30 protein-coding genes and 1 riboswitch are annotated in these 23,406 nt (G+C 40.1%); of the genes, 23 read left to right on the plus strand and 7 right to left on the minus strand.

Going from position 1 to position 23,406, the window contains the following annotated elements:
* The first annotated feature begins 5 nt into the window (after positions 1–5).
* The 7 genes from O2Q26_RS06585 (at position 6) to O2Q26_RS06615 (ending at position 6,042) form a co-directional block, all read left to right on the plus strand.
* Positions 6–605 carry a hypothetical protein gene (locus O2Q26_RS06585; RefSeq protein WP_289215135.1) on the plus strand — a complete coding sequence of 200 codons (600 nt, stop codon included), beginning with the start codon at positions 6–8 and terminating at the stop codon, positions 603–605.
* On the plus strand, positions 602–1,348 hold the full coding sequence (locus O2Q26_RS06590) for a cytochrome c biogenesis CcdA family protein (protein WP_289215136.1): 747 nt from the start codon (positions 602–604) through the stop codon (positions 1,346–1,348). The genes O2Q26_RS06585 and O2Q26_RS06590 overlap by 4 nt, the downstream gene beginning before the upstream one ends.
* An 18-nt stretch (positions 1,349–1,366) precedes the next feature.
* On the plus strand, positions 1,367–1,933 hold the full coding sequence (locus tag O2Q26_RS06595) for a redoxin domain-containing protein (protein ID WP_289215137.1): 567 nt from the start codon (positions 1,367–1,369) through the stop codon (positions 1,931–1,933).
* Positions 1,934–1,950: 17 nt separating this feature from the next.
* Positions 1,951–2,634, plus strand: coding sequence for a response regulator transcription factor (locus tag O2Q26_RS06600; protein WP_289215322.1), 684 nt, complete (start codon positions 1,951–1,953; stop codon positions 2,632–2,634).
* Entirely contained in the window at positions 2,624–3,709 is a 1,086-nt protein-coding gene (locus O2Q26_RS06605; RefSeq protein ID WP_289215138.1) for a sensor histidine kinase, read from the plus strand. Before O2Q26_RS06600 ends, O2Q26_RS06605 begins: the two co-directional genes overlap by 11 nt.
* Before the next feature lie 263 nt (positions 3,710–3,972).
* A complete protein-coding gene (locus tag O2Q26_RS06610; protein WP_289215139.1) occupies positions 3,973–5,214 on the plus strand; it encodes a dicarboxylate/amino acid:cation symporter in 1,242 nt (413 codons plus the stop codon).
* Positions 5,215–5,346: 132 nt separating this feature from the next.
* Positions 5,347–6,042 carry a YqcI/YcgG family protein gene (locus tag O2Q26_RS06615; protein WP_289215323.1) on the plus strand — a complete coding sequence of 232 codons (696 nt, stop codon included), beginning with the start codon at positions 5,347–5,349 and terminating at the stop codon, positions 6,040–6,042.
* A gap of 20 nt (positions 6,043–6,062) precedes the next feature.
* Here the strand turns inward: O2Q26_RS06615 and O2Q26_RS06620 are convergent, their stop codons facing one another.
* The gene (locus O2Q26_RS06620; RefSeq protein WP_289215140.1) at positions 6,063–7,025 is read right to left on the minus strand and encodes a bile acid:sodium symporter family protein; all 963 of its coding nucleotides are present in this window, start codon (positions 7,023–7,025) and stop codon (positions 6,063–6,065) included.
* A 164-nt stretch (positions 7,026–7,189) separates the two neighbouring features.
* Here O2Q26_RS06620 and O2Q26_RS06625 point away from each other — a divergent pair, with 164 nt between their 5' ends.
* From O2Q26_RS06625 to O2Q26_RS06655, 7 genes are all read left to right on the plus strand, one after another.
* A complete protein-coding gene (locus O2Q26_RS06625; RefSeq protein ID WP_289215141.1) occupies positions 7,190–7,459 on the plus strand; it encodes a hypothetical protein in 270 nt (89 codons plus the stop codon).
* 183 nt (positions 7,460–7,642) lie between these two features.
* Complete coding sequence (locus tag O2Q26_RS06630) at positions 7,643–7,924, plus strand: hypothetical protein (protein WP_289215142.1); 282 nt, start codon at positions 7,643–7,645, stop codon at positions 7,922–7,924.
* Positions 7,925–8,025: 101 nt separating this feature from the next.
* Positions 8,026–8,589 (plus strand): hypothetical protein, encoded by a 564-nt coding sequence (locus O2Q26_RS06635; RefSeq protein ID WP_289215143.1) that lies wholly within the window; start codon positions 8,026–8,028, stop codon positions 8,587–8,589.
* Between the two features lie 95 nt (positions 8,590–8,684).
* On the plus strand, positions 8,685–9,056 hold the full coding sequence (locus O2Q26_RS06640) for a GNAT family N-acetyltransferase (RefSeq protein WP_289215324.1): 372 nt from the start codon (positions 8,685–8,687) through the stop codon (positions 9,054–9,056).
* 15 nt (positions 9,057–9,071) lie between these two features.
* A complete protein-coding gene (locus O2Q26_RS06645; RefSeq protein ID WP_289215144.1) occupies positions 9,072–9,482 on the plus strand; it encodes an HIT family protein in 411 nt (136 codons plus the stop codon).
* A gap of 179 nt (positions 9,483–9,661) precedes the next feature.
* Positions 9,662–10,096, plus strand: a complete 435-nt coding sequence (locus O2Q26_RS06650; RefSeq protein WP_289215145.1) for a GNAT family N-acetyltransferase — start codon at positions 9,662–9,664, stop codon at positions 10,094–10,096.
* 22 nt (positions 10,097–10,118) lie between these two features.
* Positions 10,119–10,580: an NUDIX hydrolase gene (locus tag O2Q26_RS06655; RefSeq protein ID WP_289215146.1), complete on the plus strand. Its 462-nt coding sequence runs from the start codon at positions 10,119–10,121 to the stop codon at positions 10,578–10,580.
* A gap of 62 nt (positions 10,581–10,642) precedes the next feature.
* Here O2Q26_RS06655 and O2Q26_RS06660 read toward each other — a convergent pair whose 3' ends face one another.
* Positions 10,643–11,110: an Lrp/AsnC family transcriptional regulator gene (locus O2Q26_RS06660; protein WP_289215147.1), complete on the minus strand. Its 468-nt coding sequence runs from the start codon at positions 11,108–11,110 to the stop codon at positions 10,643–10,645.
* A gap of 453 nt (positions 11,111–11,563) precedes the next feature.
* Between O2Q26_RS06660 and O2Q26_RS06665 the strand changes: the two genes are divergently transcribed.
* The 5 genes from O2Q26_RS06665 (at position 11,564) to msrA (ending at position 15,881) form a co-directional block, all read left to right on the plus strand.
* Positions 11,564–13,174 carry a gamma-glutamyltransferase family protein gene (locus O2Q26_RS06665; protein ID WP_289215148.1) on the plus strand — a complete coding sequence of 537 codons (1,611 nt, stop codon included), beginning with the start codon at positions 11,564–11,566 and terminating at the stop codon, positions 13,172–13,174.
* Positions 13,175–13,198: 24 nt separating this feature from the next.
* On the plus strand, positions 13,199–13,774 hold the full coding sequence (locus O2Q26_RS06670) for a chromate transporter (RefSeq protein WP_289215149.1): 576 nt from the start codon (positions 13,199–13,201) through the stop codon (positions 13,772–13,774).
* Positions 13,774–14,307, plus strand: coding sequence for a chromate transporter (locus O2Q26_RS06675; protein WP_289215150.1), 534 nt, complete (start codon positions 13,774–13,776; stop codon positions 14,305–14,307). Before O2Q26_RS06670 ends, O2Q26_RS06675 begins: the two co-directional genes overlap by 1 nt.
* Before the next feature lie 66 nt (positions 14,308–14,373).
* Positions 14,374–15,072, plus strand: a complete 699-nt coding sequence (locus O2Q26_RS06680) for an AIM24 family protein (protein ID WP_289215151.1) — start codon at positions 14,374–14,376, stop codon at positions 15,070–15,072.
* 88 nt (positions 15,073–15,160) lie between these two features.
* Positions 15,161–15,282: riboswitch (SAM riboswitch) on the plus strand.
* Between the two features lie 119 nt (positions 15,283–15,401).
* A complete protein-coding gene (gene msrA, locus O2Q26_RS06685) occupies positions 15,402–15,881 on the plus strand; it encodes a peptide-methionine (S)-S-oxide reductase MsrA (protein WP_289215152.1) in 480 nt (159 codons plus the stop codon).
* 45 nt (positions 15,882–15,926) lie between these two features.
* On the opposite strand, the gene O2Q26_RS06690 is transcribed toward msrA, so the two are convergent.
* From O2Q26_RS06690 to O2Q26_RS06700, 3 genes are all read right to left on the minus strand, one after another.
* Complete coding sequence (locus tag O2Q26_RS06690) at positions 15,927–16,463, minus strand: RDD family protein (RefSeq protein ID WP_289215153.1); 537 nt, start codon at positions 16,461–16,463, stop codon at positions 15,927–15,929.
* A 14-nt stretch (positions 16,464–16,477) separates the two neighbouring features.
* Complete coding sequence (gene sppA / locus O2Q26_RS06695; RefSeq protein WP_289215154.1) at positions 16,478–17,470, minus strand: signal peptide peptidase SppA; 993 nt, start codon at positions 17,468–17,470, stop codon at positions 16,478–16,480.
* A gap of 146 nt (positions 17,471–17,616) precedes the next feature.
* Positions 17,617–18,147, minus strand: a complete 531-nt coding sequence (locus O2Q26_RS06700) for a GNAT family N-acetyltransferase (protein WP_289215155.1) — start codon at positions 18,145–18,147, stop codon at positions 17,617–17,619.
* Positions 18,148–18,395: 248 nt separating this feature from the next.
* On the opposite strand from O2Q26_RS06700, the gene O2Q26_RS06705 reads away from it, so the two are divergent.
* From O2Q26_RS06705 to O2Q26_RS06720, 4 genes are all read left to right on the plus strand, one after another.
* A complete protein-coding gene (locus O2Q26_RS06705; protein ID WP_289215156.1) occupies positions 18,396–18,701 on the plus strand; it encodes a hypothetical protein in 306 nt (101 codons plus the stop codon).
* Between the two features lie 46 nt (positions 18,702–18,747).
* Positions 18,748–19,839: an ethanolamine utilization protein EutH gene (gene eutH, locus O2Q26_RS06710; RefSeq protein WP_289215157.1), complete on the plus strand. Its 1,092-nt coding sequence runs from the start codon at positions 18,748–18,750 to the stop codon at positions 19,837–19,839.
* A gap of 68 nt (positions 19,840–19,907) precedes the next feature.
* A complete protein-coding gene (locus tag O2Q26_RS06715) occupies positions 19,908–20,558 on the plus strand; it encodes a peroxiredoxin-like family protein (RefSeq protein WP_289215158.1) in 651 nt (216 codons plus the stop codon).
* 61 nt (positions 20,559–20,619) lie between these two features.
* Positions 20,620–21,507 carry a DMT family transporter gene (locus tag O2Q26_RS06720; RefSeq protein WP_289215159.1) on the plus strand — a complete coding sequence of 296 codons (888 nt, stop codon included), beginning with the start codon at positions 20,620–20,622 and terminating at the stop codon, positions 21,505–21,507.
* A gap of 6 nt (positions 21,508–21,513) precedes the next feature.
* Here the strand turns inward: O2Q26_RS06720 and O2Q26_RS06725 are convergent, their stop codons facing one another.
* Together O2Q26_RS06725 and O2Q26_RS06730 are read right to left on the minus strand one after the other, a co-directional pair.
* The gene (locus O2Q26_RS06725; RefSeq protein WP_390216829.1) at positions 21,514–22,035 is read right to left on the minus strand and encodes a ribonuclease H-like YkuK family protein; all 522 of its coding nucleotides are present in this window, start codon (positions 22,033–22,035) and stop codon (positions 21,514–21,516) included.
* 1,097 nt (positions 22,036–23,132) lie between these two features.
* Positions 23,133–23,369: a hypothetical protein gene (locus tag O2Q26_RS06730; protein ID WP_289215161.1), complete on the minus strand. Its 237-nt coding sequence runs from the start codon at positions 23,367–23,369 to the stop codon at positions 23,133–23,135.
* Positions 23,370–23,406: the final 37 nt, after the last annotated feature.

The following is a 23,406-nucleotide window of genomic DNA, read 5'->3' on the forward strand; positions in this document are numbered from 1 at the left end:
ATAAAATGATTGTCCAACCTTTATTAGCTATACGGGTACTTGCTTTTATTACTGCCATAATCTTGTTCTGGCTTGTATCTGCCCAAACTAAAGAAGTTAAAAAACACGTAACTGAAGGGTTTGTTTCCCTCCTTACTACATGGATTTTATTGTTCATTGGTGCAAAGCTCCTGACGAAGTGGCAGCTTTTATTGGATCACCCCATAGCACTTCTTGCTTATCCAAGTGGAACACTAGAGTTTTACATAGCAACGGCAGCCATTACAGTTATCAAATTATATAAAAACAAATGGAGTATATATACTCATGAATATGTGCAGTTAATAGCATTCAGCTGGTTTAGTTTTTCAGTATTTACTATCGTATTTAATGATGAAGGGGCTTGGAGCGAATTGACCCTCACATTTTTGTTCATTATTCTAATCACTCTAGTTAACATTCCTATCTTAACAGTGATCTTTATAGCCCTTTTAACAGGCATATATGGGTTATTCTATCCTTCTCCTGAACTAATGGGATACCGAATGGATCCGTGGTTTTATATAGGTATAGCCCTGCTATTTATTTTACTGTTGTTATTTGAAAAAAGGAGAGATTTACCATGACAGATGTGACAATATGGCTTGCTTTTGGTGCTGGAGTTATTTCCTTTTTGTCTCCTTGCACCCTTCCTTTATTCCCAGCCTATCTATCTTACATAACTGGTATGAGTGTAAAGGAAATTAAGGAAGATCAGAGTATAAAGGTGAAAAAGAAAATTCTGTCTCATTCAGCTTTCTTTCTTATAGGGGTGTCTACTATTTTTATTAGTTTAGGCATAGGTGCTTCTTATTTAGGAAATTTTATTCAAAGTTTATTAACAGGGGAAACAGGGCTTTTCATACAACGAATGGCTGGGATTTTTATTATTATTATGGGTTTGTTTGTAGCAGGATGGCTGAACTTTCGCTGGTTAATGAAAGAGAAACGAATGACCTTTAAACCGAGATCTTCGTTTAATTATCTGGGCACCGTATTTGCAGGGATGGGTTTCGCAGCTGGGTGGACTCCTTGTATTGGTCCAATTTTTGCTTCTATTTTAATGCTGTCTGCCTCCAATCCCACCCAGGGAATATTGTATACAATCGTTTATGTCGTCGGGTTTGCTATCCCGTTTTTAGCCTTTTCTTTTTTTATAGGTTCGACAAAATTCATTTTGAAATACAGTGAGAGGATCCTTAAATTAGGTGGAGCTTCAATGGTTATTGTTGGTATTTTACTGTACACAGGTTTTATGACTCGCTTTTCTACAATGCTGTTAAACCTCGTTCAAGACACTTGGCTTTCTAACTTAGGCATAATTTTTTAAACTGAAAGGAGAGTAATTATGAAAAAATGGGTAGTAGTCCTTTTCGTAACGTCATTGTTTGGCTGGGCTGTTTACGACTTAACTGAGCCGGAAGAGGAAACGGGTGATAAAGAAGGTGAAGAGGCACAAATGGTCGCAGAAGGACCGGCGACTAACGATCCAGAAACGGGATTAGATCAAGGTCAACAAGCTCCAGATTTTTCATTAGAGCGATTAAATGGTGAGGAAACAAAGTTGTCTGATTTACGAGGCAAGAAAGTTATGCTGAACTTCTGGGCTACATGGTGTCCTCCATGTCGTGCTGAAATGCCAGATATGGAGAAATTTTATCAAAACGAAGACGTAGAAATTTTAGCTGTTAATTTAACTGGAACTGAGTCTTCCGTAGGTGATGTGGAAGAATTCGCTGAGGAATTCGGTCTTTCTTTTCAAATCTTAAAGGACACAAATTCAGAAGTTTCAACGATATATGAAGTGAATCCTGTACCAACTTCCGTGTTTATCGATGAAGAGGGTAGGATTCAGTCGGTCATGCTCGGAGCTATGAATTATGATATGATGTTGCAACGCTTAGAAGAATTATAGGAGTTGGTTAATGCGTGATAAAACCAAAAATTTTAGTAGTAGAAGATGACGTGAAAATCTCCAATCTTATTAAAATTTATTTAGAAAAAAATAGTTATAATGTGGTTCAGGCCTATGATGGCGAGGAAGCGAAACATGTTTATGAGCAGCATTCTCCTTGTTTGATTATTTTGGATTTAATGCTGCCGAAAGTCAGTGGAGAAGAATTTTGTCAATGGGTGAAAAAAGGACAGTCAGATGACCCGTCTCTCATTATGCTCTCTGCTAAAGCGAGAACGGACGATAAAATTAGCGGTCTGAGACTGGGGGCAGATGACTACATGACGAAACCATTCAGCCCGGAGGAACTGGTGGCACATGTGGAGGCAGTTTTAAGGCGAACAGGTCACTTCTGCCAAAAAATTGCGGTAGAGGGACTGGTGATTAAGCCTCGTAAAGGTGAAGTCCTGCTTAATGGCGAGCTAATTGAATTAACTAACTATGAGTTTAACTTGCTTTATTTTTTAATGGAAAATCCTGACCAAGTTTTTACGAGAGAACAGCTGGTAAACCAGATCCACCCTTATGGAGATGCGGATATTATGTCCCGTACAATTGATGCTCATATAAAAAAGCTTCGTAGAAAGATAGAGGAAGATTCATCCCGTCCTGTGCGAATTGTCACAGTTAGAGGAATGGGGTATAAATTTCATGGAGCTTAATAAATTTTTACCTTCAAGGTTATGGATGAAACTGACGATTATTAATGTTTCACTTCTCATCCTGCTTGTATTATTTACAGGTTTGATCATTTACGACACTGCCTGCTATTTGGCTTCTAATTTAGTGGGAATGGGAAGTCAAACTCAGTTTTCCTTTAATTCCTCTCTTTTATCTTTCTCTCTATTAGTTAGTGTTATTGTAATTTTATTCGGTGGTGTGCTATATGCCGTCATTACGAAGAGGATGTTAAGGCCTGTTAAAGAACTGACTCATGCAATGGAATTATTTAAATCCGGCCATTACCCTAAGCCGATTTCCCCTAAGTCTCATGATGAAATAAGCGAGTTAGTTCAGCATTTTAATCATTTAATTGTATTACTTCAAGAACAAGAGAAGAATAGGAACCAAATGTTAAGTGATTTGTCCCATGAATTAAGAACTCCCCTGTCTAATTTGCGTGGATATTTAGAAGCTCTGGAAAAAGGTGTTCTGGCTGGTGATAGAGATATTTATAAGTCATTAGCAGAAGAGACAGAAAGAGTGACTGGTTTAGTTCAACAATTAGATACCGTAAAAGAATGGGACAGATCCTCCACTGATAGAGTGTTTTCAAAGGAAAGTGTTCAAGTAGATGAGCTTGTGAACCAGGTTATCCGACTATTTGAATTGGAATTCGAACGAGTGAAAATTCAAATAGATACAAACTTGGAAGAAAAAGAAATGATGATTCATAGAGAAGGGATTCAACAAGTGTTGACGAACCTTTTAAATAACATGATTGAGTATCGTAGTGAGGACACTTCACTGATTCAAATAAACGGTCAGCTTCAGGAAGGTTATTACTATATATCAATTGCAGGGAAAGGCCAGTATATTCCGGTAGAAAACAAAGAAAAAGTATTTGAGAGGCTTTATAGAGTTGACCCTTCACGAAGCAGAGTTATTGGTGGATCAGGTCTAGGATTATCTATAAGTAAAGAGATTATTGAGCATCATGGCGGTGAAATCTGGTTGGAAACAGACGGATACAATCACATTTTTCATTTGACTATTCCTACTAATAGTGGACTTTAGAAATTTTTTCTAAGTCCGCTATTTTTTATCATGTCATCTTCAGTTTGTCCCCTTCCATTTTAGGGTAATAGATATTATTGGTAATAATACAGGATTTTTGTCGTATATGCTTTTATGCTTTGGTTTGATAATTTAGAAAAGCACCCTTCACTTTTAAGACAGACCACGCAGATTTGGCAGAATTTTCAGACGTATATCATCTTTAAGTCAGACATATAAGATGTATAGAGCTTCAAAAAATAACAAGTTAAGGAGGCAGATATATGAATTTAACAGTTAAAATATTCATAGGTTTGATTTTAGGTTTAGTTGTTGGTTTAACCCTGAATTTAACAGCACCGGATTTATTCGATACTTTGAATACTTACTTATTTGATCCATTAGGTACCATATTTCTTAATTTAATAAAAATGCTAGTCGTTCCGATTGTGTTTTTATCTATTGCACTTGGTACAGCTTCATTAGGAGATCCGAAAAAGCTTGGACGAATCGGCGGAAAAACAATCGCTTTTTTCCTGGTTTCTACAACAGTAGCCATTACCATCGCGTTAGTTCTTGCTTTCGTTTTTGAACCAGGTAATGCTAACATCGACCCTTCCGGAGCAAATTATGAGCAAGAGAGCGAATCGCCGGGAGTAGTAGAAACATTTACAAATATTATCCCTGCTAATCCTATGCAATCTATGGTTGAAGAGAATATGCTTCAAATCATCACGTTTGCACTATTAATAGGTTTGGCTCTAGCTATGCTGGGCAACAAAACTTCTGGAGTATATAGTCTTTTAGAACAAGGTAACGAAATTATGATGTGGCTTGTGAACCTCATTATGCGTTTCGCACCATATGGGGCATTTGGTTTGCTGGCTTCTGCAGTTGGTGAAATGGGAATTGACGGCGTCCGAGCCATGTTTGCTTATATGGCCATTGTTATTGTCGGTCTGCTCTTACATGGGATGATTTTCTACAGTTCGATAATATACTTCATTGGGAAAATGAACCCTATCCATTTTGTTAAGAATTTCTTCCCGGCTATGACAGTTGCATTCAGTACTTCCAGCAGTACCGCTACGCTGCCTATATCGATGAAGACGGCACAGGAAAGGCTGAATATTTCTAAGCCAGTCAGCAGCTTCGTACAGCCTTTAGGTGCTACGATCAATATGGATGGAACTGCGATTATGCAGGGTGTAGCAACCCTGTTTATAGCACAGGTATACAACACAGACTTGTCATTCGGTCAACTAGTTATGGTTGTATTGACGGCAGTATTGGCGAGTATCGGAACAGCTGGTGTGCCAGGTGTAGGACTTATCATGCTGGCAATGGTGCTCACCCAAGTGAGCCTTCCGGTTGAAGGGATAGCGCTAATTCTCGGTATTGACAGGGTACTTGATATGGCACGTACAGCCCTTAATATTACAGGGGATGCAGCTTGCGCCCTTGCTATAGACCAGTCTGAGAATAAAGATAATGAAAAGCATAAACCTACAGAAGAACCAGTATAATGGAAAAGAGCATACTCCTGGAGTATGCTCTTTTTATTGTTTGAAATTCTGCTTCAAGGGAAAAGGTAATATATTACATGATTGGGAGAGGATTACTTGTCACGTTCAAATCATCTGTACACAAAAGAAGACATGGTCAACACCAAAGTTGTGCCGTCCTGGGTCAAGAGAGAATACGAAACTTTCCGAGATGTAGTAACTGACAAAACCTTCCCCTGTTATTTCGGTATGTCAGGGGAAAAAAGAGGAGAGTTGCGCTACTCTTACATAACTCATGAGGACTGGAGTCATCTTCCGCAAACGATTGAATCATTCATAAGATTATTCGATAACCAGAAACGAATGATCCGCCATGGTTTCTTTTTGTTTGTAGAGCCAGAGAAGGAAGAAAAGTCTATATCTTATTATAGAAAGTACTTTTGGGAGATCCTTCAGTATTTACACAATAAAGATTCTAAACCTTGGCCAAAAGATTACCCGACAGATCCTGACCACCACTTGTGGGCTTTTTCATTCGCCGAAGAGCCATTTTTTACTTTTGGCAATGCCCCTGCGTATAAACAAAGAAAAACGAGAGATTTAGGAAAAAGCCTTGTTTTGGGGTTTCAGCCTAGACGGATATTTGAAGGCCTGGAAGGGACATCAAAAGGAGGGGTCATGTCTAGAGAAAAGGTTCGTGAGCGGGTAGAAAAGTGGGATCAGCTTCCGAAACATCCTAACATCAGCCATTACGGGGACCCTGAGCATAGAGAGTGGAAGCAATATTTTATAGGTGATGATGTAGAACCTATTCATGGAAAGTGCCCATTTGAACACAGGAAGAGCTAGGAGGATCTCCTAGCTCTTTTTTATGAAGCTTTATGAATACTGGATGATGAGCTTTCTTTATTTTTCTGTTTCCGGTAAATCGTTGCAATGAGCGGACCGGAAATATTGTGCCAGACACTGAAAATAGCACTTGGTACCGCGGCTAAAGGACTGAAATGCACAGCAGCTAACGAAGCCCCTAGTCCGGAATTCTGCATGCCGACTTCGATAGACACAGCTCTTTTCTTTGAGGCATCCATTCCGAACATTTTTCCAAGTCCATACCCCATAACATATCCCAGCAGGTTATGAAGGACGACAATGGCGAAAATGATTAACCCAGTTTCTACGATTTGCTGCTGATTTGCACTTATAACCGCAGCTACAATAGCGACTATGGCAATTACAGATATGAGGGGAACCGATTTGATTCCCGCTTCTACTTTTGTACCGAGAATCCCTCTAACAATCAGCCCTAAGATGATGGGAAGCAACACTACGTTTACAATGGAAAGAAACATATCTGATGCTGAGACAGGCAGCCATTGGCTTGCGAATAAGAGCATTAAAGCCGGAGTTAAAATAGGTGCAAGCAATGTTGATACCGATGTTATAGCAACCGAGAGGGCTGTGTCCCCTTTCGATAAATAAGTCATTACATTGGATGCTGTGCCACCTGGACAACATCCTACTAATATTACACCAACAGCTACCTCAGGTGAAACAGGAAGAATAGTGACAAGTAAAAAAGCAAGGAGAGGCATTAGCAAAAATTGTGCGCCTACGCCTACCGCGACATCTAAGGGCCTTTGAAAAACCGCTTTGAAGTCACTTTTTGTCAGGGTAAGTCCCATCCCAAACATGATAATTCCTAGCAATGGAACTATGTAAGGTGCAATCCAGGTAAAACCTTCAGGAAATATAAATGCCAATATAGCGGCTGATAATACCCATACAGCAAAGGTGCTGCCTACGAAACTACTGATTTTGTCTAACGTTTTCATACTACTGACCTCCAAATAAAAGATAATGTCAGATTATACGCTATTTTCAGACAAAATAAATCATTTTTTATATAGAAAAAAAGGGATAGAAGTTATTAAGATTTAAGATGTTTATATTTATTTTTAGCTGTAATCATGAGAAAATTCAAAGTGGAGGGGATGAAATGAACGAGAGACAAAAACTTTTGAATGAGCGCTGGAGACAGACACGTGAGATGGGAAAAATGAAATACGTGGCTTACTTCGGAGTATTAGCTTACGGGCTAATATTTTTCCTGTTTTCTTTAATGATGGATGTGTTTTTTGGAGAAGGTATAACTAGTGCCATCATCTTTGAAAAAGCAATGATTGCCGTTATAGGTGGAATATTCTTTGGATTGATCACTTGGTGGATCAATGAAAGAAGATACCAAAAATATAATCAGGGTCATTAATATAAAACCAACTCACAAGTTCGTGAGTTGGTTTTATATGTTCATCATCAAAGAAGCCCCCTAAAAAATCTCAAAATCACGAATTTATTAATTGGAGAGCTATTCTGTTAACCAGATTTTCATAACCAAACGATGTATACATAAATCAATCAATCCACAACATAGAGAAAGAAGGGGATATGAGTGATCAAACGTTCATACATAATTCCGTTATTTTTGTTTTTTACTAATATGATTTTATTAGGGATATTACTGCTGGAAATCAGTGGCGTCCTTGCTCACACCTACGGCGGAGCAGGTTTTTTCGTGCCGTTTCTTTCTTTTTTATCATTTCAATTCATAAGAAGACAGCAGCGCAGACGAGCTTCTGTCAGCAGAGGATTAAGTATTCTACAAGCCATTAATACATTCACATTTGTATTTCCTTTTATTGTATTCTTCATCTTTATCATTGGTTTTATATAAGATATACTGAGTAAAACTTCCTTACGTAAAATAAGGGGGTTTTATTTATATGAAATATGAACTTATGGAATCAATCAAAATGGATGAAGGGAGGGATCACCATGTCATATGCTGAAATTAAATTAATGAGAAAAAAGCAATTCCTGACGACGAACATCTTATTCTCCAGCATGATGGCAGCTTATTTTCTGTTTGTTTCTGTAGTTCCTTTAACTTTTCGGGTACTCTTTTTGTCTCTGGGCTGTTTATTTTTATTGCAGACTATCTATGGATATATTAAAAAGTCCAGCGGATCTCCTGTCCCCATTTTTAAAAAAGTCGAAGCCTACGAAAAAGAGAAATTGGGAAAAGAATGGGATGTTCAGAAAAAAGTTGATTTGGGAGTAAACCTATTTTTAAGTGGTTTAATGTTCTTCCAAGCTTTTTTCATAATGAGAGAAACTAATAGAGTGAACATAGACTATCAGATCATGGCAGTTCTATACATAGTTTTCTTACTTGTAGTCAATTTATCTTTATACTTCCATGTAAAAAAAGTAGATGGGGCTGAATTTGGGGATCTGCAGGGATACACGAAAAAGTCTAATATTTACGGAGCGCTATTGGGGATTTTATTAGCGATAGTGTTATTTTTCTTACTGATTATGTATGTATTGGTATCGTAGTTAAACTGCTCTAGTGGCAGTTGATAAGAGGGGGTCATGTGTTGAATATTAAAGAATTACATAATGATGATGAACTTGAAGAGGCATTTCCCATCATGCGTCAGTTACGTCCTCAGCATGATTTGCTCAACTATTTGGATATCGTCAAAGATGCGAAAGAAAATGATAACTACAGACTGTTCGCTTTATACGATCAGGGGGAAATTGCAGCCGTTATTGGTTTTAAGCCGATGATCACCTTATATTATGGTCGTTTTGTTTGGGTATGTGATTTAGTAACGGCTGAATACAAAAGATCAATGGGATATGGCGAGCGGCTTTTATCATTTGTTCATAAATGGGCCTCGGAAAATGAATACGAAGCTGTCGCTCTATCTTCAGGACTTCATCGCAGCGACGCCCATCGGTTTTACGAAGATAAAATGGACTATGAACGTGTAAGCTTTGTGTTTAAAAAGGAAATTTAGGCAGGAGGAGAGATTATGGGAAAAGAAGAGTGTATGTTTTGCTCACTAGAACAAAATGGTGAGCAAGATATTATATTTGAAAATGATACGTGTTTGTACATACAAAAAGCATCTGAACAAAAAATCCTGGAAGGAAGCGGATTAATTATTCCAAAGGCTCATGTAAGTCAAGTCTTTTTATTATCTGAACAAGAGTGGAAGGATTCAAGAGAGTTATTGATCAAAGCGAAAGCATGGCTGGATGAAAAGTATGCACCTGACGGTTACAGCGTTGGATGGAACACAGGTGAAACTGGAGGCCAGACTATTCCTCATGCTCATTTGCATGTCATTCCTCGCTTTAAAGACGAGCCTTACGCAGGGCGTGGGATACGTTATTGGATTAAACAGCCAGAGAACAAAAGAACTTCTTTGAAAAATGAATAATTGTTCATTTTTCAAACCTATCATCACTTTATCTCGTCTAAATAGATAAGGTTTATTTTCTTTTAGGTAATTGGATATAAGTTCAATTTATTTCCTAATTATGCTAATATATCTTTGGGGAACAATTAGTAAACATGACCTAAGCAAATTCATATTTAATTAGAGGTGACTAAAGCATAGTGAACTTTAAAGTAAAAATTGATATGGAATGTAAAGAAGAGTTCTCTAGTCCAATTTACGAGACAGGTCCACCTGAGAAGAGCAAAGGTCCTTACCTTTCGCCCAGGAATAATGCTGCTGTTCAGCCTATATGTTTAACGGTAACTGACGAAGAACAGTTAGGTATGGGGGGAATCACTTCTGAACTGTACTGGAATTGGATTGAAATAAATGATTGCTGGGTATACGAAAAATATCGCGGGTATGGGATAAGGAGTCAACTGCTGCAAACCGTTGAAAAAATGGCTAGAAAACGCGGAGCAGACTATTCGATGCATACGACATTTGAACCCGGGACAAGAGATTTTTACGTGGAGAAAGGATACAAGGTGGTTGGCGAATTCAAAGAATACTTACCAGGTGTCAACTTTTATACTTTGAAAAAGTCATTATAGTTAAATAGAAAGGAAGATCAATTTGGGATATGTAGAAGATCTAAGAAAATTAGTGGGAAAGCGTCCATTAATTCTTGTTGGATCTGTCGTTGTAATTGTAAACGAACAGGGAGATATTCTATTGCAGCAGCGTACATTTCCTAAAGAAGTATGGGGGTTGCCCGGCGGTCTAATGGAGCTTGGTGAAACGACAGAAGAAGCGGCTGAACGAGAAGTCTTCGAAGAAACGCGACTGCGAATCAATCAATTGAAATTAATTAATATATATTCGGGGAAAGAATACTATACGGTAGCTGAAAACGGAGACGAATTTTATTCAGTGACGACAGCTTATTACACCGCTACGTATGAGGGTGAACTTATAGCAAATCAAGAAGAAGCTTATGATTGCAGATTTATTTCTGCCGATAACCTTCCCGATAAAATGATACGGAGCCATAAAAGAATTATTGAAGATTACTTGAAAAATCACGTCGTAAAATGAAACTTCACTAAAAAGGCAAGGTCTGCTGTTGCAGACCTTGCCTTTTTGATGGGAAGAGGTACTCATAACTTTAAACCGCTTCTACTCTTGAATCGTCTAAGTAAAATGTGGCTTTCTACCCTCGTAATGCCTTCTAGTGCATAAAGCTCTTTGTTTATAAATGATTCTAATTCCGGAAAATCGCTGACGAGCACATGCATATGTAGTGTACTCGGGCCAGTCATTTGATAACAGCTTGCTACATACGGGTTGTTGGCCAGATTTTCCGCAACTTCCACCAGCGCTCTTGGTTCGCAGTCCACTTCGAAAAATGCAGATACTTCTTTTCCAACTTTCTCACTGTTTACGACTGCGGTAAATTTCTCGATGATACCATTATCTATCAGTTGATTGACTCTTGAGCGAACAGCTACTCTGGATAGGTTAAGTTTTTTGCCAATATCAGCGTAAGACATTCTCCCATCATCAACTAGTAATTCTAAAATACGTTTATCTGTTTCATCGGTTTTTAAATTTTTATGTTCTTCCATGAATACACCACACCTTGTAGAGTAGTTGTTTAACCTGCTTGAATGTACAGGAGTTGATTCTATAGAATTTGATCCCAAGATTTCTACTGTTCTGTCATTAGGATGAGAAGATATAGAAGCGGAGGAAGTTTACTTTCTTCCTCGCGAAAAGACAGCTATTTCAATGACTTCATTCTCTAAGCAAAAATAACGAAAACAATCCACCACAATTATAGTCTATATGAGCACACCGGAAATTTAATTGAGCCAAATAGATAAGAAAATATATAAATATTTTGAATAATTTGTAGATAAGCCTTTTAAAATTCTTAATATTGCCTTATAATCATCAACAATACAATAAACGATTGTTAATGTAAATGCTATATATAGTTAACAAATGATTTTATGGATAATTTTAAAAGAATGAAAGTTAATTTTATTGACCTTTTTACAAGTGAAGGAGCTGTACATATGGAAAAATCCGACTACTTATTTCAACCGTTTTCAGCTAAAAGAATGACGACCATTTCAAAAAATGGAATGGTAGCAACATCTCAGCCACTGGCTTCTCAGGTGGGATTAGACATTTTAAAACAAGGGGGGAATGCCATTGATGCTGCGATTGCCACGGCTGCTGCCCTTACCGTAGTTGAACCGACCTCTAATGGAATCGGAGGAGATTGCTTTGCTCTCGTATGGGTGAAGGATAAGCTCTATGGATTGAATGGAAGCGGACGCTCCCCATCTTCAATCTCTATTGATAAGTTGAAAGCTCAAGGATACGATGAGATCCCTAAATATGGATTCGTCCCTGTTATGGTTCCCGGGGTCCCGAGAGCGTGGGCTGAGTTATCTAGAAGATTCGGAAGGCTGCCAATGACTGAACTATTGGCTCCAGCCATTCGTTATGCTGAAGAGGGTTATCCTCTGACACCGATTCTCGGTAAGTTTTGGAAAGATGGATATCATAAATTTAAAGAAGTCTTAAAGGGCGATGAATTCCTTCACTGGTTTGAAACATTTGCTCCAAACGGCAGAGCTCCTGAAATAGGTGAAGTTTGGAAATCCCCCGATCACGGGCAGACGTTAAGGAGGATTGCTGAAACAAAAGGGGAAGATTTCTATCGAGGTGAAATTGCTGAAAAAATCGACGCTTTTTCACGAAAACATAAAGGTTTTATCAGGAAAGAGGATTTGGAAAATTTTCAGCCTGAGTGGGTAGAGCCTATTTCAGTAAATTATCGGGGGTATGAGGTTTGGGAAATTCCGCCTAACGGCCACGGTTTAGTTGCATTATCAGCCTTGAATATACTAAAAGGTTTTAATATAGGTGCTAAAGAAGAGGTTTCTACTTATCATAAGCAAATAGAAGCGATGAAATTAGCTTACACTGATGGAGCGGAATTCATTGCGGATCCCGAGCATATGGATGTATCTGTAGCGAGTTTGTTAAGTGAAGGGTATGGAAAACAAAGAAGAGATACGATTACTGATGAAGCTCTCACACCTCAACCTGGGGAACCTGCCAAAGGCGGAACGGTCTACTTAGCAGCAGCCGACAATGAAGGGAACATGGTGTCGTTCATTCAGAGTAATTACATGGGCTTCGGTTCCGGACTCGTAGTTCCAGGTACAGGAATCGCATTGCAAAACCGGGGTCATAACTTTTCTATGGATAAAAAACATGCAAATGCACTAGCTGGAAATAAGAGGTCCTATCATACGATCATTCCAGGGTTTTTGACTAAAGACGGGAAAGCCTTAGGGCCTTTTGGTGTCATGGGAGGGTTTATGCAGCCGCAGGGACATCTTCAAGTAGCAATGAATACGATCGACTTCCACTTGAACCCGCAGGCTGCGCTTGATTCACCACGCTGGCAGTGGATGAAAGATAAAACTGTTTGGGTAGAGCCTACATTCCCTACCCATGTCGCAGAAGCTTTACGAAGAAAAGGCCACCATATAGAAGTCCAATTAGATTCCGGGGCATTTGGCCGAGGCCAGATCATTTGGAGAAATGAACAAGGGGTATTGTTCGGTGGTACAGAATCCCGGACTGATGGGACAATATCCGCTTACTAATAGTAATAGAAAGGAGGATAAAGCATGCAGCAATGGAATCTCTTCCTTGCCTTTTTCAGAGTAGGAATATTCGGGTATGGAGGAGGTCCGTCCTCTATACCTCTTGTGCACAATGAAGTGGTCAAAAAATATAAATGGATGTCAGATGATGATTTTGCGGATGTGCTTGCCTTAGGTAATTCATTACCAGGACCGATCGCAACAAAAATGGCCGGTTATATTGGTTACAGGGTTTCGGGTTTGTTAGGAATGATTAACGCGGTGTTAGCGACGATTATTCCGACCATCATTTTAATGATCTTATTACTAACGTTTTTAAACAGCTTTCGCGATCAGCCCTGGGTGAATGGAATGACTCAAGCGGTCGTGCCCGTAGTAGGTGTCATGCTGGCTGTGCTGACCTACGACTTCTTTAAAAAGGCAAATACGAACTTGGGTCTGATCCTTACAATATTATTAGGAGCGGCTTCTCTTTTATTAATTGAAACTGCTGGGATCCACCCGGGCCTCGTGATCGCCGCTTTATTGATTTTTGCGTTGGTTCGTCCGATGAAACAAAATGACTCAGCTGGTCCATCCAAAAGTAAGGAGTCATCCTGATGATTTATTGGCAGATTTTTGTAGCTTTTTTCATACCAGGAATTGTAGGATATGGAGGAGGGCCGGCATCCATTCCGCTTGTTGAAAATGAGGTAGTCGGGCGGTTCGGCTGGATGTCGGTCAATGAATTCAGTGAAATGTTAGCTATGGCTAACGCTTTGCCTGGACCGATCGCCACTAAAATGGCAGGCTTTATAGGATATGAACAAGCTGGTATTCTCGGGGCCGCGATTGGCGTGTCTGCTACAGTGGCCCCTTCCCTTTTTCTGATGATCGTTTTGCTTAACCTGTTGAATAAATTTAAGGGCTCCCCAAGAGTAAAAACAATGACTTCACTTATAAGACCGACTATCGGAATTCTGCTTGGTGTAATAGCTTATCAATTTTTCCAGACGTCTTATAGTTCCACGGGTATTATCCACACCATCCTCCTGATTGGATTGAGCTTTGTTTTATTGGAAAAGGTAAAAGTTCATCCGGCATTCGTCATTGCTGGTTCGTTAGCTTACGGCGCCCTTTTTCTTGGCGGTTAACAATTCGAAACTTTTTTCTTCATTCTTTCGTATATAAATAAGAATTAAGTAGAAAGGGGACAAATGATGAGCAACTATTCGATCGATGAATTTATTAGAAAAACAAAACAGGATGAAACCGAAAATGAGTTCTTTGAACTGGAAACGCCTCGTATATTAGAAGTGAACCTTACTGATCAAGTGTGGGCAAAAGCAGGTTCAATGATTTCTTATAACGGAGGAATCAAGTTCGAGCGGGAAGGGATCTTGGAACATGGGGTAGGCCGTATGTTCAAAAAAGCCTTCTCAGGTGAAGGCAGTTCACTGATGAAAGCATCAGGAAACGGGAGATTGTACTTGGCTGATCAGGGGAAGAAAATCACAATCTTTGACCTCGATAACGAAGCGATCACTGTAAACGGCAATGATTTATTAGCTTTTGAACCAGGGATTGATTGGGATATCAAATTAATGAAAAAAGTAGCAGGTATGATGTCAGGTGGATTGTTCAACGTCACGTTAGAAGGTACGGGAAAGGTGGCGATCACTTCTCATTATGAACCGCTGACTTTACTTGTCCGTCCGGGCACTCCTGTTATTACGGACCCTAACGCTACAGTTGCCTGGTCGGGTCACCTCCAGCCTGAATTCCGGACTGATATCAGCTTCAAGACATTCATCGGAAGAGGGAGCGGCGAGTCGATCCAAATGGAATTCAAGGGTGAAGGCTTCGTGATTGTCCAGCCTTTTGAAGAGATTTATACTACAGGAAATGGGTCTTCATAAGAAATTTCCAAAAAAATAATGCATTCGCCTTTACTTCGAGATCGAAACATTGTATTATATGAAATAACTTAAATTTAATAACGGAAACTTCTTATCCAGAGAGGCGGAGGGACTGGCCCTTTGATGCCCGGCAACCATCGAATCAATCTAATGATTGACGAGAACGGTGCCAATTCCTGTAGAATGGTCAAACATTCTAAGAGATGAGAGGATCGTACGGAATATTACGACCCCTTTTCTTATACTGGATAAGAAAAGGGGTTTTTTGGTTGATAAAACCGTCAAACTCTCTTAGGTGGAAGTTGCGTTAATGGAAAGGGAAGATGACAATGGGTAAAGCGACAGCGATATTCGGTGCAGGATGTTTTTGGGGAGTAGAAGCATTTTTTGAACGATTTGAAGGAATTACACATACAAGAGTAGGATATACAGGCGGTCATACAGCACATCCGTCATATGAACAAGTGAAAACGGGTACGACAGGCCATGCAGAAGCGATTCGTATTGAGTATGACCCTGAAGTGATAACGTATGGAGGATTAGTGAATATCTTTTTTGAATGTCATGATCCGACATCAAGGAATAAACAAGGAATCGATGTGGGACATCAGTATCGTTCCGCTATCTTCTATGGCACTGAAGGGGAAAAAGCAATTGCAGAAGAAAAGATTCAACAGTGGACAAATAAAGGGGTATTTAAACGCCCGATCGTTACAGAAGTAACAGAAGCCGGTACTTTCTACGAAGCTGAAGAATACCATCAGAAATATTCACAAAAGAACGGATCATTCGCCTGTGGAATCAGCTAGTTTATAAAATGAAAACCGAGTTCCTTTTATAGGAACTCGGTTTTTTTAGTGCTGTTGTGATTGTATTTCCTTATTAAGTTTTTTCATTCGATCTTTAATAACAGATGTGTCTGCGAATAAGTCATGAATTCCCTGATGTTTTTTCGTAAAAATAACTACTAGATAAGGTAACCCAAGTACGGCCATGCTGATATACCGTCCAACTAGCTCCCTTATGACGACTTGCCCTTTAGAAAGGCGATTTCCGACTAACGATTCAACAGAGAGCCCGAGGGCCATTTTCCCTAATGTGGCTCTAAAAAACCAGGTCATTAAGATGAAGTAGAGGAAAAAAACAATGGACTGCAAAATATTAGTGACACTAAACAAGTCGATCCAAAGTTTCGCCTCAGACAAGTTCGTTAAACGAATCAGTGGCCTGGTAATGATCGAATTCAAGCTCCATATGACGATCAAATCAATGATGTATGCAAAGAAACGAGGTAAAAATCCGGCATAGAGTAAACGTTGGATTTCATTCAAGTTCGATGAGACCGCTTGGTTGATATGACTGTCCGTTTGAGTAGGTTCTACTGTATCCATATTCATTACCTCCTTTACTCAGTATACATATACATCATTCTTGGTCCCTGACGGTTGTCGATCATTTCATTGATCCATTTCACTTCACTGTTGGGCAGGAATGATTCTACATTTACAGGAAAACCGAATATGGTTTCTCCACTCGTATATTCAATGACTTCAGGATTAGTTCCCATTTCGTCCTTCAATGCTTGTAAAGCATCCTCTTCGAAACCTATATTATCAATCAAACCATTTTCCACAGCTTGCTGACCTGAGTAGATACGTCCGTCGGCGATATCAATCACTTCATCCTCCGGCATATCCCTTCCTTCGCTGATTACATCAACAAATCCTTGATAAGATTCATCTACTAGTGTTTGCAGGATTTCCCGGTCTTCTTCAGTCATTTCTTTTGTAGGACTCATGATATCTTTAAATTCACCACTCTTGATGGTGTTGAATTTAACTCCATATTCATTAGCAAGCTCTTCATAGTTGATGCTTTGCATGATGACACCGAGAGAGCCTGTAAACGTTTCATTCGAAGCAAAAATCTGATCAGCCGGCGCTGATATGTAGTAGCCTCCGGATGCTGCCATCCCACCCATGGAAACATATAACTGTTTGCCTTCTTCTTTAATTTCCAGAAGCTTATCATGGATTTCCGCACTTTCAAAAACACCGCCGCCTGGAGAATTTACGTACAATAGAACGCCTTTGATTGTACTATCTTCTTTAATCGTATCCAGCTGTTCGAGGAAAAGTTCGTGATTGTAGCCTTCCCCTTCAAACAGATTCCCACCTTGACCGCTCATAATAGTACCATCTACTGAAATACGAGCAATTCGTTCAGAAGAAGAACCCTCTTCCATCACTTTTTCCTGTGGCCCTTCATCTTCATTAGAGAACATTCCTTGAGAAGAGTCACTGAATGTATCTGACATTAAAAAACCTATACTTTGACTTAAAATACCGATCAGCAATAACGCTACGGCGATACCGATCGCTATGAGCCGTTTCTTCATGAACATCTATCCTTTCTCATTAAAATACTCTGAAAAACAATCGTAGCAAAAATCTGGCAAATAATATATAGATGGTACGAACGTTTTGAAAAATGTCGAAATTTCTTTGAGGAAATGTGAGTTATACAAATATATGGGTCATTGCATCAAAATATATTCTTTGCTTTCCATTCCGAATGCAACATACTCATCTCATATAAACCCCAGTATTCATTATTATATTTTCGGTGATCTCTCAAAAGACCGTCTACTTTAAATCCAGCTTTTTTATATACACGAATAGCTGGTTCATTAAAATCAAACACTCCAAGTCCGACTTTATGCAAATGTAACTCTGCAAAACACTTATACAAAATCTTCTCAATCATGACGCCAGCTATTCCTTTTCCGCGTGCTTCTTCGCTTACTAATACTTTTCCTATACGTCCCGCCTTATTTTGGCGGTCTATTTTCAAACTGATATGTCCGATAGTTTGATCTACCGCTTCGTCCACGACTTTATATACAAATACAGGGGCATTCTTTGTATTAGCATTTCCAATGTAATGCATCAGCTGATCGGTCGTCAGAGGATAGGTAAAGTTTGGCCCGGCCCATTGAAGTAGAAATTCTGGCGAGTCTATCCATCCAATTAAATGATCGAAATCTGATTGTGTAAAATACTCCAGTTTGATCATCTTAAGCTCCCACCTTTCTTACACTTGACGTATGGTAAGGGTACCCTTTTAAATGAACCTATAACTAATCTGTGGATAAGAAAGAAGGGTAACTTATTAAATATTATATACTTAGCACTGCTCTGATTGCGATCATTAGTGGTTGTGGACAGGGCGTAGATTCAGTAACACTTCAGGAGCAGGAAATTTCAGACACGCTTTATATCCAAAAGGTAGAAGAGGGGGTATCTACAGACGGGCTGACTAGTGTGAAGCAGGATGCTGAGATCAAAAGAGCCCTCCTGGATAAAGTGGAAGGAATGGATATTGAGAAAAAATCACCAGGAGAATTGAGTGAAGAGATGGAGAGCCAGGATGTGTATACGTATAATTTCTCAAATGAAGGAGAACTTTCAAAAGGATCTGAGGGGGATTATAGTTTTGCCGTTTTAGAGGATGGAAGGTTCCTCATGCCCGAAAGTCCTGAACAAGCGGGCACACTGAGCTATCAATCTAAAGAAAAGCATCCAGAACTTCTAAATGAAATCAATCACTTAGTGGATATAGGCTTTTAAGAGAATATTTTCATGGATTATAGCTTAGTAAACGAGGAGGGAAGACATGTGGGTTAACGATGCAATTCTATTATTAATGGCGGCTTTTATGGTCATTGGAGCAGTAGATTATACCCTTTTACAAAATCGGTTAGGCCTTGGAGAAAAATTCCATGAAGCTTTCTTGATGATGGGGCCGCTAGCTTTAGCTATGGTTGGAATCATTTCACTCGCCCCTGTAATTTCAAAGGGTCTTTCTCCAATCGTCACCCCATTCTTCGAGTGGTTTGGTGCCGATCCCTCTATGTTTGCTTCCATGGTGCTGGCTATCGACATGGGAGCCTATCCATTATCCGAAGCACTGGCTGAAAGCGAAGGGGCAGCCACATTTTCCTGGGCTTTTTTAGGAACGATGATGGGACCTACGCTGGTATTCACTATACCTGTCGCCCTCACAATCATTCAAAAGCAGGACCAGACTTATTTCGCCCGTGGCATTCTCATCGGTTTAACTACTGTGCCTGCAGGTTGTCTCGTGGGTGGTGCATTAGCTGGCTATGAGCTTTTTTGGATGGTCCGGAATTTGATCCCTTCCGTTATCCTGTCCATTGGGATTGGGATAGGCTTATGGAAATTTACTAAAGGAACTATTTTTATTTTCTCAAAGTTCGGTAAAGGAATAGAGCTCATTATTATGGCGGGGTTAGCAGCTATTATAATAGAGACTTTGACAGGTTTCATCGTAATCCCTGGAATGGCACCTTTAAACGAGGGCATCAGCATTGTAGGCAGAATCACAATAACCCTTGCGGGGGCTTATCCACTAGTAGCTTTTATCAATAAAAAAGGACAAAAACTATGGCAAACGGCCAGTTCTCGTTTGGGAATTGCATCTGAGTCTATAGCGGGTATCATCGCTTCTTTAGCGCACCACCTGCCTATGTTTGCCGTTATGAAAAATATGGACCCAAGGGGAAAAGTGATGAACGCAGCCTTTGCTGTGAGCGGCGCCTTTGCTTTTGGGAGTCATATTGGTTTTGTCGCAGGGATTGAAAAGGAAATCGTGGGAGCTGTAATGGCGGGGAAGTTGACAGCAGGTTTACTAGCCGTTGGTCTCGCCTGGTTCGTAACAAGTCCCAACGTAATTGACGATGAATAATCGCTTTACTTTCAATACATGAGAGAAGTCTATTATACTTATTTTATACCAAATAAGGAGTTGTTCAATTGAAAACAGAAATGAAACAGCGCTACGAAGAGTATATTGAAAAGTTCAAGCAGACAGCCCCTGAGGATGTCCAGGAGAAAATGAAAAAAGCTATTGATGAATTACAACATTCTAAAGAAGGGGAGGGACTAGAAAAAGGAGAGAAAGCCCCGGATTTTACGCTTCCCGATCCTAACGGCAACCCTATCAGTCTTTCCAACCAACTGAGCGTCGGCCCGGTCATTGTGACGTTCTATCGAGGCGGATGGTGCCCTTATTGCAATATGGAGCTTAGAGAGTACCAGCAAATTTTAAACGACATTCATGCAGCCGGAGGAGAACTGATTGCAATCAGCCCGGAGACACCCGATCATTCTCTTTCAACCGCACAGAAGAATGACCTTCAATTTCATGTGCTCAGCGATGTAGGTAACAAGACAGCCCGAGAATTCAACCTGGTATATCCTTTGCCCGATTACCTCGTCGATATTTATAAAGACAAGGGATTGAACGTGGATGAGCATAATGGAGATGAAACTTGGGAACTTCCCGTCTCCGCAACGTATGTAATCGACCGGGAAGGAACAATCGTTTATGAATATACAAAAGCTGATTACAAAGATCGCGCTGAACCTTCGGAAGTCTTAGAGGTCTTGAAAGAAACGAAGTAAGCAGGTCGACACACCTTTCTAAATTAGAGGGGTGTGTTTTTAATGAAAGTAGGGTAGCTGAATGAGACTGTATAGTGCTTTAATCGGGTTAAGTTTAATTTGGGGCTTGTCCTTTGTTTTTATTAAATGGCTGCTGGATCCTGTTGGTGTTTGGGGAACAGTATTCCTTAGATGTTCAGCCGGTGCGTTGATTCTTCTTCCTTTATTATGGGCGAAAAGGAAGCAGATCGTTCGACCGATTCCCTGGAAGTCTTTAGTATTTGTTGGGATCTTCAATGCAGGGATTCCATGGGGATTTATAGCTTGGAGTGAAACAGAAATACATAGCAGTACAGCAGCAGTTATGAATGCCTTGACTCCTATTTGTACAGGTCTTGTCGGGTTCTTATTTTTTTCAATCGTACTGAAAAAGCGTCAATGGGTAGGAATCGCTGTAGGTTTCGCTGGTATTCTAGTCTTGATGGAGTTTAACATATTGGAATTGTTCAGAGAAAGTTTCATCGGGATAGGAACGATGATTATAGCTACCATATCTTATGGTTTTGCTTCCCAATTCACTAAAAAATATTTGCAAGGAACTGCAATATTATTAGTAACTACCTGTTCATTGTTCGTGGCAGCAGTGGTAGGTTTCATTGGAATGCTTTTTACAGGGACGGTATCACAATTGAGTGGAGAGACGTTGGGGGAGCCGGTAGTGTGGATTTCGATTATCGGATTAGGCTGCTTCGGCTCGGGAATCGCTCATTTATTATTTTACTATATGGTGAAGAACGGAAGTGCTGAATTTGCGACTTCAGTTACCTACCTCATTCCGATTACTGCAATGATATGGGGATATGTGCTGCTGGAAGAACCAATTACAAGTAACTTAGTGGCCGGACTGGTGATTATTTTCCTAGGAGTCTATCTTGCCACAAGAAAGCCGAAACAAGTAAAAGTTTTATAATTCTACTTACTTTGTGTATTTATTGGCATAACTGCTCGCCGTGATAGAATCGGGTTTGATTTTAGGTTCAAACCCCAGCGATTCGATACGTGCCATCATTTCATTTACATACAGACGCGTGCGGTTACGATCGCCGGCACCGATATCAATATGGCCTTCCATCGTAAAGCTGGCATCTTTGTATATATAGGGGAGGATAACTTCAACTAACTGATCGATTTTTTCTTCTGTGAATAGTGAGGCGATTTCCTCCGTCAAAGACGTTTCATAAGAAATTCGTTCGTGTAAAACTTTCATAGTTCGCGGCACGATTTTCTTTCGGAAGCATGCCCATGCCCCTTTTCCTACCCTGTGAATCACAATGCCGGTAATAAAAAGGGTGTGACCGGGGTGAATTTGCGAATCGGTTCCGAGCATCAACTTATAATGACCATATGGATCTTCCTTCATGAAAGATTCAATATGGGAAAACACCTCATCAAACGTCATTTGGGAACGGGAGACATTCTGAAAGGATATAGGTTCCATCATTTGTCCTCTTTTCAAGTGGAGTGAGTGTACTCATCTAATATAGTGTATTCTTAATATTCCCTGTATGTTCAATATTAAAAAGCGACGTCGAAGGTATCTTGATTAAGTCAATGGAATAAGAGGTGATGGTTACGTTAAGAAAAGGAGAGATAAGCCGTTCGTAGGAAATCCGATTGGTTTTTGGGGAGTCTGCCATGCTTAACCTGCTTAGTAGTCATGGCATGCAATCAGAGAAGGGAGTATAGGGAGGTCAGTTACTTCTAATGCAAAAGGTCGGTTTCGTTATCTTTGTTTAAGGCTATGTTTATTCAACAATATGGCAGGATAGCGGAAGACTCGCTTTAGTCTGGGTTCTTTGCCGTATTGATAGTGAGGGGTGGTTGGGAAGCTACTCGCTTTCCTGTGGGGGAAGTGGCAAGCTTCCTCGGGCTTGCAGCCCTGTGGGATCTCGTCTACATCCTTCTCCCACGGGAGTCTCGCAGCTTCCCAACCACCCCGTACGATATGGAATGAACGAACCCCCTGGCACTGGGAAAACTTCTGATCTCTCATCTTAGCTACGTATTTCGGCTAAAGAGCTTAGCGACTAACTAGACTGGCAAGTCAACATCGAGCCATTTTGTTCTGGTTTCTTTTATCTCCGACAGCTCAATCCAGTCCCTATACATTCTTTTGAAATGGATTACAATTAATCTTATCCAAGAAGACAAAAGCGATTAAACGCCTGTGACATGGCCTATTTAAAAATGAACATTTAGCCATGAAAAGATCAATTTGTTGCAATGGGATATTGGAAACGGGGCGACTTGTCGTTGCCACTCGAAAAGATCTGTACTACACTCAAAACACTGTCTCAGATGTTTCCTTGAACCTGACAAACGCAAGGAGGTCCGGGAAATTGCGAGACTCCTGTGGGAAAAGAGTGCTTGGTGAGACCCCGCAGGACGGGACGTCCGAGGAGGCTCACCGCGCTCCCACGGAAAGCGAGTGATTTCCCGGACCTCCAAACGCTGTCAAACGTAACGGAAACAGCCCTAACATCTTGAAACTGAGTGTTCCACTAAAGAGAGATTATATGAATATCAACACGGGACTTAAAATACAAATATCCACATCAGTATGATCGAAATGATGAATGTAATGGTGTAGATCATAGTTAATAATCGTACACTGGAATCTCTTACCGGGCGATCTTCTTTTAAGCTCGTAAGCTCATCTGTCGTTGAATCATCTTCTTTTTCTTGCTTTACCAAGTCACGTGCTACTTTGATCGTTCCAAACAGTGCGATCAAACAAACGATGATGATGATGGCATAATAAATAGGATACATACTTTGGCGCCCCTTTTGAATGGGTTTCATTACCTCA

It is taken from the genome of Halobacillus campisalis, assembly GCF_030345335.1.
In the GTDB taxonomy this organism is placed as follows: domain Bacteria; phylum Bacillota; class Bacilli; order Bacillales; family Halobacillaceae; genus Halobacillus_A; species Halobacillus_A campisalis.